The following is a 19,379-nucleotide window of genomic DNA, read 5'->3' as shown; positions in this document are numbered from 1 at the left end:
TTTTAATCACTTAAAATTCAATTCTCCATGAAGAAAAAGCTCCTATCATTAATGGTTGCATTTCTGGCGATTGCTGCAGGTAATGCGGTTGCACAGACTTCAGGTAATGCCTCCGCAAATGCAGCTGCGGGACTTATTACTCCCATCGCAATTACTAAAACAGTTGACATGAATTTCGGTACCCTCGGACCATCAGGTACTGGCAACGGAACATTGAAATTATCCCCATCGGGTATGCGTACAACTACTGGTGGTGTAGCTGTACTGGCCAACCACGGCATCTCAACACCTGCTGTATTTGATGTTACAGGTGAAGATGGTTATTCTTTTGCCATTACACTACCAACAATCCCATTCGTATTAATTAATGGCGCACAAGTGATGTGGGCTACTAACTTTACCAGCTTCCCATCAGGAAGCGCCGTCATTACAAGCGGTCAGATTGCCCTGAATGTAGGCGCTACACTGAATGTAGCCATGAACCAGGCACCAGGAACGTATACCAGTCTTACTCCATTTCCTGTGACTGTAAATTATAATTGAAATAGCATCCTAGCGATTGTGTCGGAGTAATAAAAGGCATCTCAATTTCTATTGAGGTGCCCTTTAGTTTTGTATTTGAATCTGCAACCGGAAGAAGGTAAGTGTTTATTTCATCTTTCGTCTCCCCTTCTCCCCATTTAAAACAATCTTGAATAAAGTAATCACTTAACATCAAATTCTCCTATAAATATGCCATATTGAGTAAAATTATTGACTTTATTATTTTACCCTAATGAGAACCATTCATGATTTCCCTTTACCCGCTGGGCAAGCCTGGGAAGACTTGTTCACCTTATTCCTATCTCTAGACAATCATAAACTTCGTCCTTCCAAAGAATGGTATGAGAAAGCAGCCGTCTTACTGGAAGAAATCGGTCATGAAAATTATATTGATCTTACTGCCAACTGGTTAACAACAAGATTAAGTAAGATACATGAAGCAACTAACGAACTGGATGATTACTGGGGAAAACAGGGCAAACACAGTAAACAAGAGCTTTTTTTAACGTCCAGGATGGAAAAAATTGTGCAAAATCAACGTCCGGAATGGGTAAAAAAGGTGTTAGACGGAGATTATATGTACACCAAAGAAAACCCGTTGTATTCCCACGATGGATACTATTACTTTTATACCTTGGGAGGCCGGATTCTGCGCGGTGTCATCCATACTAACACGATACTGAAAAATGAAGTATTTTTCAATGTGATGGATGCCATTATGAAGTTTTCCCCTGAAGTAAGTATGGATATCCTGTACATTTACAGCAAGGAAGATCCAACCTTTGCAGTACCGCGATTAATGGCTGTACGCGACTTTATTAAGCACAAAACATATAAAAAAGCCATAGATACAGCTGTTGCGAAGTTTGGTGAGAAAGGAAATAAAACCGGCGGTGCTGAAAAGACAAAAGAGCAATTCGTACCGGAATTGAATTTCAATCATCGGCATCAGCTAATGGTGAAAGAGGGTGGATATATGATGGGGATCGATTTATTAAAAACGGGCCCCACTGAAATCGTGATTTTGGAAAATGGCAGACCCGCCGTGAAAGTACCGTCAGCCGTACAGAAAGAGCTAACGACTAAATTCAAGCCTATCAGGCAGGAGCTGAAAAAAATCAGTACACAGTACACCTTACAGAAAAACAGGGTAGAAGAAATCTATCGTCATAATCGTGAGTGGAAGTTTGAAGAATGGGAGCCCTATTATATCTCGCATCCGTTTACAGGTGCAATAGGAAAATTGCTGATCTGGGAATTCACCAACGGAAACCGCGCCACCAGTGCCATTTACCAACAAGGAGGTTTTGTAAATCTTAATGGAGAAAATGTAGAATGGGCAGAAGATAAGGAGACAACTGTCCGGTTGTGGCATCCTGTAACTGCCAGCTCCGAAGCAACGGAAGACTGGCGAAGGTACTGCATAGACCATCAGTTGAAGCAGCCTTTTCGGCAGGCATTCCGCGAAGTATACAGGGCAAATGAAAATGATGACAAATGGACGGAGCTTTTTGAAGGACATATAGTAAAACAAAAACAGTATGAGGCCCTCTGTAAAATGCGTGGATGGTCTACCGGGAGCTTTAAACATAAAGATTCCTCTTTCATACTGCCCGCTTATAATCTAAGTGCTTATTTCCAAATCGCCGATCAATTGATAGATGAGAAAGTGGATGGTAGGTTTCTGCAAGTTACCGGTATCATTCATTTTGAACGAAACAAAAGAGAACTTCCCATTCAGGAAATACCGCCAGTAGCATTTTCCGAAATTATGCGGGATATCGATATGATCGTAAGTGTATCGACCATCGGAGGAGAATACATACAAGTAGCCGAGGTAATGGAGCAAACACGGAATTACTATAATCAGTACGCAAAGCGGAAATTGTCGCCCATTGCTGCCGTAAGAAGAGATATCCTGCAAATGTTACTGCCATCTCTGGCCTTTGGAGATCGTTGCAAGCTAGAGGGCGAGTATTTATATGTAACAGGACGCCTGGCATCATATAAGATTCACCTGAGTATTGGCCTTGCTTATAATTCAAAGACAGACAGATATATAGGGATTCGTCCTAATTTAACAGAAAGAAGCGCTACCCAGTACTTGCCGGACGAGGGAGATTTAATGCTCACAGTGATTCTTAGTAAAGCAAGTATACTGGCGACAGATAATGAGATAACTGATAAAGAGATACTTCCTGACATCCGTCCTTCCGACCTATGATGCACGCACAGTTAAAAGATAAATTACCGGCTGTAAGAGCCTTTTGTGAAAGCCATGCCATCGGTGAACTGTACGCCTTCGGATCGGTCATTGACGGAAGATTCAGACCGGGGGAAAGTGATATTGACCTATGGATGGATCTACTTCCGCTGACGGGTGTAGAAGAACCGCGAAGATTATTGCATATCTGGATAGGACTGCAGGAAATATTGAATTGTGAAATTGATTTAATATTAAAGAAAGAAATCCGCGGCGCCACCTTCATAAAGTACCTGGGACTTTACCAGGTGAGGATTTACCCGGAATGAAATATTCTTAAAAAGAGGCTGTCTCATAACTACCTTGATGGGCTTGAGAATCGTTTAAACGAAAATCTTTTCCATCAGGTACCCAAATAAAAATGGGTAAAAGTTATTTATGAGACAGCCTCTTTTTTTGATTATTCGTTGAACTAATCCTTATTATAACGCCGGGCCCCAGGTAGTGCTACCACCGCCAGTAGTACTGGAAAAAGTACCCGTTACATATTGATTACCCGAGTCTGTATTATCTACATACAGGGAGAATGTCTTAGTCGCGTTGTTGATGATGACATTATGCTCCATGTAGGTACGTTGCTGCGTTACAGGGTTTACTGCATAAAGTTCTACCAGGTCCTTGGTATCGGATCTGTAGACGTATACCAGCTGGCAGGTCCAGTCGAACGGCGCATCGTAATAGTAAATCAGGTACGGATAAGGAGGATTCTCCAAAAGAACAGGCGTCGTTTTTACAGATGCGTTGGCAAAGAGCGCGCAAGATGCCACCAGCATCAGGGTCATTACAATTTTTTTCATTGTTAAGTGGGTTATGGTGATAAAATATAGATAAAAGAGCGTCTCCATTTCAGCGGGAGACGCCCTCTTATTTTTTTGGGATCAGTGCTGCTGCGACTTATTTGCTATGCTACTATTTTGTACCAACCACCTTGATCCAGTTTACGCCCGGCGGCATAGTGGAAGTGGGTAAGGTAATACCGAACCATCCGAGTACAGAGGAGGCTACATCTTTATTACATGGAGCAGCCGGGATATTGGGCTGAGTCACTATCCCAAGCGCGTCCCATGTATATTTACCGGTCACTGTAAAGTCTTTCTTAGAAGGACTGTAATCATGCAGTACATTCCCGCTATGATCATTCCCTCTCCAGTCTCCGATCAGCTTACTGTAGTACGGATGAGTGTTGTCTATTACATATGTTTTGTTATACTTCAGAATGATATCATCCGGGAGTACCACGTTCCAGATACGCAGGTCTGTCAGGTACATATCTATTTCATTGTTATCATTGTAGATAACCGGACGATAACCTATTACCAACGGACTACCGGATTCAATTCTGGCTTCTCCCTTCTTGATGGTGGCAGTATTCTTCGCTGTACCGTCAATGAATACACTGGCAGTATATACGTGCCCGTTAGTGGCATCATACGTATGCTTCAGCGTGGCAATGATGGAATGGAATGCGCCATCGGAGATTTTAACGCCGGGCCTTACTTCATTGGCATTTACACCGTCCTGGAATGCGAATGCGATATCTGTACCATCGCGGTAAAAGCCCCAGCCATTAACGGTTCCATCCAGGGAATCGATTTTACTCAGGAAAGGCGGGTAGCTATAGGTATAGTTGCCACGCGGCCCCTTATTGAAACGTACTTTTGCTTCTATGGTCATTTCGCCATCAGCAGGATTGTAAAGTCCTCCATCATTATTCTCCGCACGGATATAATTGGAAGCGCCGCCGGTATAGCGAATACCCAGATCGTGATAAGTAGGGCCGTCAAAGCGGCCAGGAGTAATAATGGGACTATAGTAGATGGTCATATTGTCTCTCTCAGAGCGGGAACCGCCTCCTACCCTGTTCAGATAGCCGCCGGTGGTATTCTGGATAATAACCAGCCATTCTTCCTTCGCCGCATTTTTCCTGGCCTTTACCGCTTTCAGCAGTTCCCCGATATAGGTATCTACATTGGTGATGGCTTGGCGATAGTCGGCATTATCTGCAAAGCCGGATTTGATACCTGCCAAAGAAGGACTGTTGAAATTCACGATCAGCACATCCGGGCTGGCGGTATTCAACTCCTTAATGGCGGCATCCTGTACTCCTTTATCGCCATCGGTGTTTTTAACGTTAATCAGCTTATCTGCGGAATTCATCGCGAAGTAGTTCAGATCCGCCCACTGAGTGATGCTAGTGATTTTCGCGCTATTGTTATCATCTTTAATAAAATAAAGAATGCTGTTATAATACTTGATCGCATCATGGCTTCCTTCTACTGATCGTGGAATGAGCGTACTGTCTACAATTTTGTGCGCAACGCTGGTTTGCCCCGTCATCAAGGTAGACCAGGTAGCGCCGGCGGTATTGACAGAATCGTTCATACCGGAAAACGTATATACGCTTTGTGGTAAAAGTCCTGTAATGACAGGAGGTTTGATGCTTTCTACCAGAGAGGCTACTGCTCCATCAATACCGATCAGTAACACCTTACGTTGTTTCAGAGCGGCATTTCCCATGAGCTGCCCGCTGGTATCTGTATCGTAATGTACCAGTTTGACCTGCTCTTTTGTACATGCGGACATGCCCACCAGTCCTGCCATGGCAGCTACTATCACTCCGCATTTGATATATCCTGTTAATAATTTCTGCATAATGCATTCATTTAAGAATGAGAAAACACGTTAAAAGAATTTCAACCACAGCCGACCATTAATCTCCCAGTCAGGATTCAAATCCAGATTCATCCAATAGGCAATCTGGTAAAAGAGATCTGTATTCAATGGGGCATTCTGTCTGTCGACGCTGGCAATACATGGGAATACATAGTTCATGGCTTCCCAGGAATATGCGCCATTCACCACAAAGTCTTTCCCAGCCGCAGTTGCTGCCGCATTGCGAAGGATATTGCCTTTGTTCTCATTCATTGGCCACCAGCCAACCAGTTTGGAGAAATTAGGATGGCTTGCATCCAGTTTGTTGGTACAGCTATATTTAGAGATTACATCTGCTGTGAGGGTATCGGCCCAGACACGAATATCGGACATGTAAATAGTAACCGGGGTATTGACAGAACCAGGAATGAAGCCCAGTGTAAGCGGAGCGGTTGTATTCAGGTTACCATAGCTGGTAACGTTTACCTGGTTGTTGTATTTACCATCTGTATAGGTAGAGCATACGCGCTGGTTATTGGCCTTGGTGGCAAATACTGCTGTCAGGTGATGCCAGTTGCCATCATTGATGTTATCTCCTTTTGCCTGCATATTACCGGTAGCGCCGGTACCACTGAAGTTAATCTGCCAGTAGGCATTTTCCTGGAAGAAAGTCCAGCCGGCATTTCCAGGGCTAAAATTGGCTCGCTTAGAGAGAAAACCAGGATAGGTAGGACTACTACCTTTTGGTGTTTTCACTTTACACTCCACAGTATACTGGGCAGTAGCTGTAGGTGCGCCGATATTATAGGCAGCAGGATCATTCAGTACCGCATTTACTGCATTAGCGCCCTGGTCTGCAAATTTAATACTGGAACGGATAGACGGAGCCTGGTTCACCTGGTAACGGAACAGATCCGGGCAGTAGTAGAGCGAGAAACTATTCATCTCGCTTTCGCTGTCGCCGCCATAAATCTTTCCAATACCACCATGTGTGGACTGCACCACTATCAGCCAGTTTTCACTGGCGTAATCGGGTCTCGCTTTAATCGCATTCAGTAAATCGCCTACATAGCCATCTACTGTTTTAATAGCATTGGCATATTCCGGTACATAAGCGTAGTAGCCAAAGCCTTTCCCCGCTTTATTGATACCGTTAAACTGTGTGAACATCACATCCAGGCTATCTGTTTTCAACCTGTTCACCGCAGAATCTCTTACTGTAGCGTCATCATCTTTTGTGGTAATTTTCACAGAAGCATCTGCCAGCAGAGTATTATTTACAGCTTCCCAGCCAGTAACAGAAATGGTACGCATTGTTCTTTTGCCTGCTTTCTTGAGCAAAGTTAAAAAAGGCGCATACCTGGCGCCGCTGGTGGAAGCGGGTTTCAGGGAGCTATCTCTGATTTCATTTTTACTGTTGGGCACCCCGGTGTAAATACTAGCCAGGGATGCGCCATCTGTAGTAATGGTATCTGCCTGCGTATCATAGCTAAAAGTGCTATGGTTCATCATATCTGCGAGTACCGGTGGATTGACGGTTTTCAGTTGTTGTCCGGCAAGACCTTCCACCACGATGACCAGCACTTTACTTTTATCGGTGAATTTAGGTTTGTCTGCTTTGTCGCTCGGCACTTCCCCAATTTTGGAGCAAGCCGCCATCATGGCGGTAACAGCGGCAAATGACAGGATATATCTGATTTTTTTCATTGATTCAGTTTTTGAAATGAAGCATGTAACTACTAGCGGATATCCTTCAGCCATAACTGTTCTTTCAGCACGGGCAATCCCAGTGCCAATACGGTTCCTCTGGCAGTAGGAGAAACGTTGATTCCCCAGAATTTAAAAAAGGGATACAGATCTACCTGGGCATATTTGCTGGCACTGACATAGAAGAAATCCTTTTTCACCACATCGATGTAGGTAATACGTTCTGCGTGGCGGGCTTCTTTGCAGACATAGCCCATCATGTCGTAGCCGTACCGCTGATATAGTTGTACAAATGGTATCAGGCGCTGGAATACGTCTGTAACCGTACTGAATGATTTACCGCTGGCAGTATCTTTCTTGGCGAAGTCCAATGCCGGCTGTACGAAGTTCTGATCCATATCGTATATGCGTGGGGGTTTACGACCGAACCTGTTGGCGATTTTGAATACGAACAGGTTGTTGGAGGTTTCGGTAAGCGCATCTGCCCCGCTCCAGCTCCAGGTGGTAATCATCTGGTGGTTGTGACCTATTTCATGGCAAGGGCCCCAACTGGCGCCGCTATTGATCATGGCGGTATCGAGGAAGTCGGAATGCCAATCCAGGTAAGCCATGCATGGATAACCACTATGACCGCTACCCAGTGAAATCTGTACATCCAATACAAAGCGATGCGGGGTACCTGGCGCCTGGTCAATAGGATCGGCCGGATTATCGGAGAGCCCGTACCATTCGTTATAGTCTTTTTCAATTACTTCATCCCATTTGCCCATCACTGCTTCTGCATTGAATTTATCCAGGAGCCCGAGCAATACTTTGCGATACATGGTGATGATAAAACGTTTGCCTCGCAGTTCTACCACGGGCACTTGTGAGTGTTTCAGTTCTTCTTTCCAGGCAGCGTCGGTGGATTGGCCGAGGATGAAGTCGGGCGACTTACACACATTGCTGAACTTCACCGTTACCTGTTTATTGGCGGGGCCCGTAGGTATCAGGTAAATGGGGCCTCCGTAGATGTTACGGATATAGTTGGTACCAGGCAATACTGTTTGTCTGGTAACGATGACGCCTGCACGCAGTTGTGGCATTTTACCATTGATATTATCGGTATGAGCGCCGATTTGCACGGTCATACCTTCGGTGCCCTGAGGGATTTCCACTTTCACCAGTTCGCCTGGGCCTGCGTAGAAGCCAGTACTGAACCAGTTTCCCGGAGGGGCGGCTATACGAAGTTGCGGAGATACCAGTTTATAGTTCAGGTCCAGTGTCACGGAAGCGTTCATCAGTCGCGGTTCCGCTACTGATACTAATCCGGGAAATTTGCGGGCATCCGGGAACCCGCTACTATCGATACGATTCATATTCGTATCAATGAGTCCGACGCCAGTGGTATCTGGGCGGAGCGGTTTATCGTAGCCATCTTCGATGGAATATTTTTTCGTACATGCGGCGAGGATAGTTCCCAGCAGTAATATTCCGGTTAAAGGTTTTATGATTGCTAATTTCATGTGTACTTGATTTTGTTGGTGAGACACGGTTACCTGGTTACCACAGGGAAATCACGGAAAGTGGCGGGCCAGGCTTTCGCATCCAGTTGCCAATCCAGGTTGACAGGTAGTTTCATCCAGTTGAGGATAACCATAGGAATATCTACCGGATTCGGCACATATCTTTCAAAGTTGGGGATGGCCGGATAGAGGTATCCGCTCTGGTCTGCAAAGGCATCCCAGGCAAAGTTGCCTATCAGGTTAAAATCCCTTTTATTCGGGGTTTTATCCACAAACTTGTTACCGCTGCCGTCCATACAGGTCCAGTAGCCGATGAGATTAGCATAGTAAGGGTGTGAAGGAGAAATTGTCGTTCTCTCCGCCCATGTTTTGATCACAGTAGCAGGTAAGGCTACATTGAAGATGCGTACATCGGTAATGTAGGCATTCAGCCAGGTGGTGGTGAATACTTCCGGGAACGGGCCGATGATGGTATTGGCGGTAGCCGTAATACCCGCCATCTTTGCATTCTGAATAGCGTCTGAAGTAACCTGTACGCCGTCAATATACATGGCGGTATTTACATTTGCGCCGCTTACAATGATGGTACCGGTAATGGAATGCCAGTTACCATCTGCCAGATCCTGGGAAGATTTTTCTGATTTAACGGCGCCATCTGCCACGTAATAAGAGATGGCATTACCACTTCTGAAGAAGGCCCAGCCGCCAGTAGTGCCTGTTCTGCCATTACACTTACCAAAGAAAGGAGGATAAGAGTAACTATAATTTCCGGAAGCGTTCTTTAGCATTTTCAGTTTGCACTCGAAAGTCATATTGCGACCATTCATATTAAATGCGCCTGCATCGTTACATTCAGCGCGCACATAGGCCCCTGCGGTCTTCGGGTCTCCATACACCCTTACCGCCTTACCCTCGTATGGTACACGTACTTTTTCGGGTCTGGCGATTGGCGCGGAAACGAAACGAGGATTATAGAAGAAGGTGAAAGAGTTATATAATGGCACACTGAAAACAGTACCGTCATCGTCTCCAGCGGCAACAGGCCATGAACCTCCCTTGTTGGAAGTGACGATCACCAGCCAATCTTCGCTACTGTAAGTCTTACGGCTGCGCAGTGCAGATACGATCTCTCCTATATTCTGATCTGCATTCTTTACCGCCGATGCATATTCCGGTACGGATTCATCATAACCATATTGTTTACCGGTTTTCTCTACGTCTCCGAATTCTGCGAATACCACTTCTGCCGCATCGGTGGCCAGTTCTGTCAATACGGAAGTTTTCACTTCATTATCGGTTGGAAGTACTTTATTGACATCCATATTATTACCGATCAGGTTCTGGCTCAGTTCCTGCGACGAGCAGAAAGCGGCACTGCGACTAATCAGACCCGCATCTTTCAACCGTTTGGTAAAAATCGGATAGGCGTTCAGGTTAGCTTTCGTATAGTCGTCGCTGATAACGCCGTTCTTTGCGCCCATTACGCCTGTCAGCATAGCGGCCCAGTTGGCGCCATTGGTACCGGAAACATCGGAGATACCGGCCCATGTATAGATAGCGCTATCGCGCATTCCCCAGAGCACGGGCGTTTGCATGGAGCGAACCGTACTGCCGCGCATGCCATCTATCACGAGGTACAGGACTTTCTTCTTAGCATTGGAAACGCCAGGATTATTTTTGTAGTCTGTACCACTGATCATATCTGTTTTTGCCTTGTTGCATGCTGTAAAAGCAAAGACAGTAGCAAGTCCCAGCAGTGAAATGATCTTTTTCATACTATATAAATTGTAGTGAGATAGAATATTATTTAGCCAGCACTATTCTAAAAATATTACCGACGTTCACGTTATCGAATGAACGAATACTGCCATAGATGATCACTGCGGTTTCGCCTTCAGCAGAAGTAGTTTCGAGCATTCCCATTACTCCGCCGTTGAGCGCGCCGGTATTATTATAGGCGCCGGCCAGCGTACCATCTGCATTCAGTACCAGCATACCGTTTCGGGTGCGGCTACCGAATTTGATGAATGAACCGGATACTACAATCAATCCGTTTTTCAGCTGCAATGCGTAATTAGGACTACCACCACTGAAGGTCTCCGTAGTAAACCCTGTCACCGGCGAACCGTCTGCATTTAATAACATCACGCCATTACAGCTTTGACCTTTGTAGGTTTTAAAATCTCCTGTAATGAGAATTTTCTGTGTGGAAGGATTGTAAGTAATGGAAGAAATTCTTCCATCCGCGCCGATCCCGCTGTTGAAGGAAGGATCTACTTTTCCGTTAGCATCCAGTCGGACAATATTTCCTACCGGCGTCTTATCAAATTTTGCAAAGAATCCGATCACAATCATCTTTCCATCTGGCATCAGCAAACCATCGTTAACACCTCCATCTGCGCCATCGTATCCAACGTGCTGCGACAAATCATAGTGATAACTGGAATCCAGGTTACCATCCAGATCGGTTCTCATCACGGTGTTGACAGTGCGGTAATCCAGCACTTTGGTGGTACGGGTACTACCCAGGTAGAAGGTTTGCGTATATCTGCCCATAGCGCCTAAGAAGTAGGCTTTTCCATTCATGACGAATACTCTGCGGGCTGATGATAAAGTACCGCCATTAAAAGCAGAAACAGTATCTCTGGAATTGACTTCCGACAAATCCGGGCCACCGCCATCAGGATTATAGCTGGATTCATCCGGAATAACCGTTTGCACCACCGTATCTATTTTGCCGAAGGCATTAACCCTGGCTATATTCTGGAGGTTCTTTTTATAACCGAAGGTAGAGAAATTGCCTGTCAGGAGAAAACGGCCATCGCTCAATTCGGCGGCAGATAAGAGAGAACCGTTTCTTCCGGCAGCGGAATCCGTCGTCATATCTGTTACAAACTGTCCGTGCTTCTCAATCTTTGCAATACCATTCAGCCAGTTACCCTGGCCATTACTGTTATACAGCCGGAAGTTGCCTGTCAGCAGGAAACGGTTATCTGAAGTAGGGATCAATTGGTAGATAGTACCATCCGTGCCGGTACCGGCTTTGAAGGTATTATCCATTTTCACCTTACCGCTTACACGGAATAAGGGGGATGGAAAAATCTGGTTGCCGATAGACACCCATCCTGTACCAGAGCTGGCAGTAGCGGGAACGATGATTGTCAGGGTGGAATCTGTCACGCCCGCAACGACAGCAGGCTCGCCATTCAGGAAGAAATGCATGGTGTCTTTATATGGCAACAGCCCTTTCACCATGTAAGTCACTTTCTCGCCAGGACCGCCAATATTAGGAGTAGGCAGCGCATCACTGAACAAGATACCTAACGGCGCTTTTCCTCCGGCATAGGGGTCCGGAAAGTATTTATCATTTCCCTTCTTGCAACCTGATGCCAGGCCTGCTATCAGAGAAACAAAAGCTATATAATACAGTAATGATATTTTCATGATCTTAGTTTATGGGAACTCATTTGCCTCCTATACCATAGAAAACACAGCGGTCAAAGAAATTACCGGTAGAAAATCCGAATCGGTGAGGTTTGGTTTGCAAGGCATGTACCACTCCGTTGGTAGGCTCGATGTTCACAGAAGCCACCGGAGCCCTGTAGAAAGGAGCGCTCTGCTGATCCGGGGCGTCGGAATAAGAGAGAAATAATTGTCTGTAACCTACATATTTCGCGGAACCCTCATCGTTATACACTACGCCTACATGCATAATGAAATCGTCATAGCATTTCATATATACGCCAGGGTAAGTTTTGAACAGACTGAAATCTACCTGTGGAATATCATTCAGCTTAAATTTCCCCTTGAAAATATATTTGCCTAACATCTCTCTCCATACTGGCGCAGGCACATCAGTCACCGCTTTGATGGTATCTTTTCCCTGGAGGTAGAGCATCAGGTTCACTTCATGTATGGTACTGTCGATAGATGCATCTCCTGGCGCAAAGAAGGTGAGTTGTTCTTTGCTCAATGCATCATCCAGTTTGGCAATTTTTATCACTTGTACCAGTTTGGTGAAGTAATCAGGACGTGCCTGCAAATACTCCATAATAGTACCGTTAAACTGACCTTTGGCCAGACCGGTATCCTGGTAATAATCTTTCTTACAGGAGCTTAACAGCAACACCACTGCTGCTAAACCGATCAAAAATGGCAGGATTTGTTTTTTCATAGTCATCTGCTTTATAGGTTTAACGCCAGTATTCGTTCAGTGTCATTAAAGGATTATTTACCAGTGCGCTTTCATGAATAGGCCAGGTCCAGGCGCCACGCATGAAGGCCGACTGGCTAATAGGTGCAGAGCAGTATTCCGAGTTCAGGATACGGTGCGTACGTACGAGATCGTAATAGGCATGTCCTTCTCCCATCAGTTCTTTAGCGCGTTCCCAGAAGATGGCGTCTTTCAGCTCATCGCCATTTCCTCCTGTGTAGAGGGGCGTTTCCGCTCTTGCACGTATGAGGTTCAGCAGACGGATTGCTTCCGGCTCATTCCCTGTCAGTTCCGCATTGGCTTCTGCCGCCAGCAGGATCGCATCTGCCAGTCGGAATACGATGAGGTTACCATCAAAAGCGATGTTACTACCTGCATTGGCAGCGAATTTGCGGAACTCCACCAGGTTGCCGCCAGTGTACATGGTGTTGATATCAAACCATGCATCTCTGCGTTTATCGGCTACTCCCAGCGGATACATTTTTTTCATACTGTTTGCTACCAGCGTTACATAGGCGTAACCGCTGCCAGCTCCATGTTCCAGTACGTTATCGTTGAGATACTGATACCCGAGTCCGCGTACTTCCCCATAATTGACGTTCTGTGTCAGCTCAAAGAGACCTTCTTCGCTTCCTCCTCTGAAGAGCGTTTTGAATTCAGAGATGGTCAACAGGCGGTAAGCGCCACTATTCATTTCCAGGAGTTCTTTTCCTAACTGCACAGTAGCCTTGTAGTATTTCTCCTTATTAGCCTCGTCGAAGCCAGCATTCCACATATTCATGTGCATCATCAGGTCGATGGCTGCACCGCGACTAGGGCGTACCGCTTTCATTTTAGAGTTGGAATAAGCCCAGGGTAAATCATCTTTCACCTTGTCGAGATCTACGATGCAGGAGTTGAGCACGTCCGTAAACTTGGTTCTGCCGATGATCTGATCGAAATACGGATCTTTGTAGTAGGGTACATCTCCATACAATCTCACCATCAGGAAATAGAGAAAACATCTTACCCATACGGCCTCCGCTTTGTAACGACGTTTATCCGTCTCCGATAGTTCGGTATTAGATATTCCCATGACGCGGTCTTGCAGGATTCCGGCAGACTGTATCACTTTGAAGTATCCATCCCATTTAGGAATATTATCGAAATGGAAGAAGCCATTCCAATAGTCATGGATCATCAGTGCCCGTAGATTATTGAACACCAGGTAATCGAAATAGTATCGTGTCTTCCAGGCAGAAACTGATTTCGCAGACTGGCGATAGACGCCGCAACGGAATTCTGCCGCGAGGAAGAAGGAGTTTGTCAGCAATACGTCCGCGATTTCTCCATACATATTATTGGTAAACCGCTCTACATCGTCGCGCGTTTTCCAGAAGCTGGCGCCGGATTCCTTGATAGGACTTTCCGCGTCCAGGAATTTCTTACAGCCTGTCTGGCTGGTGCAGAGCATCGCCGCCATGGCTATTCCAATGATTAAACGCTTCATATATCAGGTTTAATTGCTTGATTGATTAAGGTTAATTAGAACTGAACGTTTAAGCCAAGCGTCACTGTTTTACGCACTGGATATCCATCCGCCTGATCTCTTCCCAATGCGGATACCGCTTCCGGGTTAGGTCCACTGTATTTTGAGAAGATGAAAGGGTTGGTAAACGTTGCATAGGTTCTGCAGGAAGTGATACCCCAGCGAATGGTTCTGTCGCGCGGAATCGTATAGGCGAGGGTGATAGTCTGAATCTTCCAGTAAGAACCATCTTCTTCAAACAGTGTCTGATCCACCCGATAAGGTCTTACCTGCCCTGCTCTCAGATAATCGTATGGATTAGGATAGGTGGATTTATCGCCTGTTTTCGTCCAGTAATCGTATCCATCCAATGGCACCATTGCCACATTTGGATTGGTAGGATTTGAATACCCTGCGAACCTTGCCTGTACGGCGTTATTCAGAATAGAACGTACAAGGGTATACGAACCTGTGATATTCAGCGACCATGCGCCGTATGACAGATAAGAGGTAAAACCGCCTGTAAACAATGGTTGCGAATTACCTGCGTAGATGTAGTCGTTGTTATTGATCAGATAATCTCCGTTAAGGTCTGTCCAGATAGGATCACCCTGACGTCCTAGCCAGTATTGATCTCCCTGGTAGTTCAGTACCAGAATCGGGCGGCCTGTGGCAGGATCTACCTGTACCGCATCCGGACCTGCATAAGCGCCTTTCGTATTCAGCAGCACGTTCGTATAGGCGTTACGACCTACGCGTCTGAGGATATTCTGTCTGTTGGTGGTATCGTAGGTCATCATCTCTCTCGCGCCATTAGGCAGATAACGGATGAATTCCTTGTTCAGCGCGCCATTGAATCCGAGGGTCCATTGGAGCTTACTGGTTTTAGGCAGTGGGCGGTAAGTGAAATCCCACTCGAATCCGAGGTTCACCAGGCCCGACTCATCGCTCTTCGTCATTTGGAAACCGCTGCTGCTAGGGAGCTTCACATCTATCAACGTATGATCTACATATCTGGCATAAGCATCGAACATCATGTTCAACTTACCATTCAAGAAGCCAAGATCCAGACCGCCATTGTATTGTGTGGTAGAGAGTGCGCGTAAATGGTTATTAGGTAACCACTGGTAATCGATACCACTCATAGGCTTGTCGTTATAACGGCCACCATTGCGGTCGTCATAGACGCCATAGGCATCAAAGATGGAACCTTGTGGGATTACGTTTCTACCCCAGGTGAAACGCAACGCGCCATAATCCAGCCAGGTCTTTTCTTTCAGGAAATTTTCCTTATTGAAGTTCCATCTCAGACCAACAGAAGGATTGTTGGAATAAGGCGTAGTGCGTCCCAGTTTAGAAGAAGCATCTCTTCGGAAAGAGAGGTCTATCAGGTATTTCGTCATGTAGTTATAAGAGAAACTGGAGGCAACAGCTACTTCGCGTTCATCGATGGCATTGTCCAGTACGCCCCCGCTGCTATTGGAAGGACCGGAGCCTACAGGCCCATGCAACTGATCGCTGGCGGTTCCTGTGAGACGCATTCTGCTGGCTTGTCCACCAGACTTACGCAACTCCGTGAAGACGTTCAGCATGATGTTATGCTTTTCATTGAACGACTTGAAATAGTTCACTGCGCTGCGGTTATACAATACGTGACGGCGGCCGTTATAAGCCATTACCTGGTCGAAGTTATTATTGATGGCAGCAGGGATAAAGTTGTCCTCTGTTTCACCGGTATAATTGTAACTGAAGTTAGTGGTAGCATGAAGCCCTGTCATCAGTTCATAATCCACATCGATATTAGTGGTGATGTTATTCGTCTTATTGACGTTTTCATTTCTCAATGCTGCAATCGCATTCGCAGAGGCAGAATAGAAAGATGGCGCCGGCAAGAGGGAAGATTGATTACCGCCTTTTCCTACATCCGATTGTGTGATACCATTTCCACTCCCCTTGCTGTTTTGTCCCAGGGCAGCCTGAATGGCAGCGTATACTTTCAATCGCGGCGTAGGGCGGTATTGCATATTGGTATTGAGGTTATACCTGTTGAAATCTGTATTTTTCAGAATCCCTTTCTCATTGTAATACCCCAGATTCACTTTATAGTTGAAGCGATCGTCCCCACCGGATACGCTGAGGTTATGGGTAGTATTGTATGTGTATTTGTAAAAAATACCTTGCCAGTCGGTGCTATTATTATAATACGGATTCAATGAATCGGCGAGGAAAGGCGTACTGTTCACCAGTTCTTTAGCGTAATTAATAGAGTCCGTATAGTTCATGATCTGGTTGATACGGAGACGACGTTCGCCGTTACCACCAATTACCTTGCGTAAGGACGGAGGAATGCTCACAAAGAAGTTGCCTGTATAAGATACAATAGGCACTTTCGATTTACCGCGTTTTGTATTGATGAGAATTACCCCGTAAGCGCCTCTGGAGCCATACAATGCAGTGGCCTGGGCATCTTTCAGTACCTGCACGCTTTCGATATCTTCCTGCGGAATAAGGGAAAGTGGGTTCAGACCCGGACCAGCCTGATTAAAGCCATATTCGTAATTGGAGTTTGGATCTACCGGCACCCCATCAATTACATACAGCGGAGAGGTAGGCGTGAGGAAAGCGTTATCGCCGGAACCGGAGATACTGAGGGTAGAAACGCCACGCATCTGGATAGTACCAGCATAACCCGGCGCACCGGTGTTGTTCTGGATATTCAGACCCGCCACCTTACCCTGCAACAGTTCCATTACGTTGGCAACAGGCGCATTCTGCAGTTCTTTACCACTGATCAGCACAGTGGAACCAGTAACGGTTTCCCTGGACTTACGCTGGTAACCGATTACCACCTGTTCACTCAGTTTGTTTTCTTTAACTGTCAGGTATACACGAATGACTTCACCCGTTCTGGCTTTCACTTTTGCCGGGTTATATCCGAGCGACTGAAAAGTCAGTTCGTCTCCTTCACGAACGCTAATGGAGAAGCTACCATCTGCGCCCGTTGTACCCACTCCTTTCGGCGGTTTGCCCACCAGGATAGGAACGCCAGGCACACCGGTATTCGCTCCTTTTTCATACACAAAACCTCTGACAGTAACTGTCTGCCCCTGTGCTGTTGCACCAACACACCAAAACAGCAGTATGGCGGAGATGAGTTTTTTTATCTTCCCTGGTATAAATTCAGACTTATACATTAAGGTTTGATTTTATCATTGATAATTTAATTTCACTATTCACTGTACCGGTTAATTATTCCGGAAGTCAGGGTTATCCCTGTAGAACCAGAAGATAATTTTCCAGGCGCCTGGCTCATAGATATTCAACAAGGTGCCGATGTAGGCGTCCTGGCGGATTCCGCCAGCACCGATGCGACTAAATCCAAACTGCACTTTTGCAGCCAGCCCGTTATCGATGGTGTATTGCGTGGTAATACCCGCCAGCGGTATAGGATAAGCCACCTGGTAAGTCACGTTTTCAGGCGTGAATACAGGATCGCCGAAGTGGTGGCAAACTCTGTCCCATTGTGTGATGTTGAACATTTTAGGGTCTATCGGTTGATAGGACGAATCGCGGAACTCGAAAGTGAGGGTATTCTCCTTACTTTCCGGATCTTTGTAGAATACCATCTGGCAGTCACTCGAAGAGAGGAAGGTGTTATCCTTATAGCTCTTCATATTATACAGGATGGTTGGATTGAGCGTACCGTATGCGTTCCCTGTTACCTGATCAATATTATTAGGCCAGTAAGGCTGTGGGCGCATCGGTTTGAGTTGCATATTCCGGATGATTTTCGACCCTCCGGAATTGGACACTTCAATATCGAAATTATAACCTTTGGAAGGCTGTACTTTCACGGCATTGAGGTAGGCCTTATCAACAGGCGTCCACATCACTAATTGCCCGGAATGCTCCCTCACTTCAAACAAGCGGTGTTTTTCAATCGCACGTTTCTTCTCCAGTTCTTCCCTCGTTTTCTCCAATCCGGTATAAGGTTGTTTCCATACCAGTACATCAAATGTTTTATTAAACAAGTCTACGGTATCGCCGGTTTCTGCATCCCGCACTTTGCTCATTTTGAAAGTGAGTGGCAGCGTGGAATTATCCGCATTAAAAATGGTGGCAAACGCATCCTGCGGCATGATGGAAGTTCTGCCGAGTATAGGTTGAAAAACCGTTTGCGTGTAGCCTGCGCCCTGACTCAGGTAATCCGCGTCGGCAGGTATTTTCACACATCCGGATATTCCTCCCATTGTCAACAACACCAGTAATAATCTTTTCATTTTACTATCATTTAAAAGCTGTCCGCAATAGGATTAGTTATTGAATCGGTTGATAAATTCACTAAAGCCGAATTCATGATCTCCGCTGAGTACATGTATCACTCCATTCCGCAGGTAAGTATCCATGGAAATCGTGTTGGCGCGCACCCATTTATTGATGTAGAAGGAGCCTTTGGTATCGCTGAAGATGACGTACTTAGGTCCGCCGCCGGCCATACCGGAAGCAGATTCTGTATATAGCTGCATATTGGCGCCACCATTGTATTTGAGGGAAGCGGTCGTATAGCCGTCAGGGTATTGCGCCAAGCTATCTGTTGGATAAAATCCCGGCACGATATAGCGACAAAGCAACGTGTCCAGATTTCTGTCGTCCAGGGTAGCGAGATACAATGGGTTTTTCCCTTGTTTGCTCCGCAGGATGTTCAGGTTACGAACAGCCGCTGTGAAGCTGGAATTGGTAATAGCGAAGACGGTTACGCGGGTATTGCTGAGAATACGTTTCAGCCCTACTCTGTCTACCACCACTAACATAGAATCGTAGACGCCTTTTTTACTTTGCAGATAGTCGTATACGTTAGCGTCTATCTGTGGCGGTTGTTTTTCGTAGTTGAGATAACCGCCATCTTTCTGACAACTGGCCATCAACACTACCGCCAGCAGCAACAAGGCAATTCTTTCTGATATTTTTACTTTTTTCTGCATGGCAAGG

At 45.9% G+C, this 19,379-nt stretch carries 14 protein-coding genes; 3 read left to right on the top strand and 11 right to left on the bottom strand.

Annotated features, from left to right (window positions below):
- Positions 1–27: 27 nt before the first annotated feature.
- From CLV59_RS13495 to CLV59_RS13485, 3 genes are all read left to right on the top strand, one after another.
- Entirely contained in the window at positions 28–543 is a 516-nt protein-coding gene (locus tag CLV59_RS13495; RefSeq protein WP_111592573.1) for a DUF4402 domain-containing protein, read from the top strand.
- Positions 544–775: 232 nt separating this feature from the next.
- Positions 776–2,767 carry a DUF4132 domain-containing protein gene (locus tag CLV59_RS13490; RefSeq protein ID WP_111592572.1) on the top strand — a complete coding sequence of 664 codons (1,992 nt, stop codon included), beginning with the start codon at positions 776–778 and terminating at the stop codon, positions 2,765–2,767.
- Positions 2,764–3,075 carry a nucleotidyltransferase family protein gene (locus CLV59_RS13485; protein WP_111592571.1) on the top strand — a complete coding sequence of 104 codons (312 nt, stop codon included), beginning with the start codon at positions 2,764–2,766 and terminating at the stop codon, positions 3,073–3,075. The genes CLV59_RS13490 and CLV59_RS13485 overlap by 4 nt, the downstream gene beginning before the upstream one ends.
- Positions 3,076–3,228: 153 nt before the next feature.
- Here CLV59_RS13485 and CLV59_RS13480 read toward each other — a convergent pair whose 3' ends face one another.
- The 11 genes from CLV59_RS13480 to CLV59_RS13430 all read right to left on the bottom strand — a co-directional run bounded on the left by CLV59_RS13480 (position 3,229) and on the right by CLV59_RS13430 (position 19,372).
- Positions 3,229–3,603: a hypothetical protein gene (locus CLV59_RS13480; protein WP_146616193.1), complete on the bottom strand. Its 375-nt coding sequence runs from the start codon at positions 3,601–3,603 to the stop codon at positions 3,229–3,231.
- A gap of 112 nt (positions 3,604–3,715) precedes the next feature.
- Entirely contained in the window at positions 3,716–5,458 is a 1,743-nt protein-coding gene (locus tag CLV59_RS13475; protein ID WP_111592569.1) for a DUF4983 domain-containing protein, read from the bottom strand.
- 30 nt (positions 5,459–5,488) lie between these two features.
- Complete coding sequence (locus tag CLV59_RS13470; protein WP_170137744.1) at positions 5,489–7,165, bottom strand: LamG-like jellyroll fold domain-containing protein; 1,677 nt, start codon at positions 7,163–7,165, stop codon at positions 5,489–5,491.
- A gap of 32 nt (positions 7,166–7,197) precedes the next feature.
- A complete protein-coding gene (locus tag CLV59_RS13465; RefSeq protein WP_111592567.1) occupies positions 7,198–8,670 on the bottom strand; it encodes a M60 family metallopeptidase in 1,473 nt (490 codons plus the stop codon).
- A 29-nt stretch (positions 8,671–8,699) separates the two neighbouring features.
- Positions 8,700–10,445: an alkaline phosphatase family protein gene (locus tag CLV59_RS13460; RefSeq protein WP_111592566.1), complete on the bottom strand. Its 1,746-nt coding sequence runs from the start codon at positions 10,443–10,445 to the stop codon at positions 8,700–8,702.
- A 28-nt stretch (positions 10,446–10,473) separates the two neighbouring features.
- On the bottom strand, positions 10,474–12,114 hold the full coding sequence (locus CLV59_RS13455; RefSeq protein ID WP_111592565.1) for a DUF5008 domain-containing protein: 1,641 nt from the start codon (positions 12,112–12,114) through the stop codon (positions 10,474–10,476).
- 19 nt (positions 12,115–12,133) lie between these two features.
- Positions 12,134–12,844 (bottom strand): fasciclin domain-containing protein, encoded by a 711-nt coding sequence (locus tag CLV59_RS13450; RefSeq protein WP_170137743.1) that lies wholly within the window; start codon positions 12,842–12,844, stop codon positions 12,134–12,136.
- A 19-nt stretch (positions 12,845–12,863) separates the two neighbouring features.
- Complete coding sequence (locus tag CLV59_RS13445) at positions 12,864–14,372, bottom strand: RagB/SusD family nutrient uptake outer membrane protein (protein WP_111592563.1); 1,509 nt, start codon at positions 14,370–14,372, stop codon at positions 12,864–12,866.
- A 35-nt stretch (positions 14,373–14,407) separates the two neighbouring features.
- Entirely contained in the window at positions 14,408–17,584 is a 3,177-nt protein-coding gene (locus CLV59_RS13440) for a SusC/RagA family TonB-linked outer membrane protein (protein WP_111592562.1), read from the bottom strand.
- A 51-nt stretch (positions 17,585–17,635) separates the two neighbouring features.
- Positions 17,636–18,670: a DUF5007 domain-containing protein gene (locus CLV59_RS13435; protein ID WP_111592561.1), complete on the bottom strand. Its 1,035-nt coding sequence runs from the start codon at positions 18,668–18,670 to the stop codon at positions 17,636–17,638.
- A 33-nt stretch (positions 18,671–18,703) separates the two neighbouring features.
- Positions 18,704–19,372 carry a fasciclin domain-containing protein gene (locus CLV59_RS13430; RefSeq protein WP_111592560.1) on the bottom strand — a complete coding sequence of 223 codons (669 nt, stop codon included), beginning with the start codon at positions 19,370–19,372 and terminating at the stop codon, positions 18,704–18,706.
- Positions 19,373–19,379: the final 7 nt, after the last annotated feature.

The organism is Chitinophaga dinghuensis, from assembly GCF_003259435.1.
Lineage (GTDB): Bacteria > Bacteroidota > Bacteroidia > Chitinophagales > Chitinophagaceae > Chitinophaga > Chitinophaga dinghuensis.
This window is presented reverse-complemented; position numbering and strand designations above follow the sequence as displayed.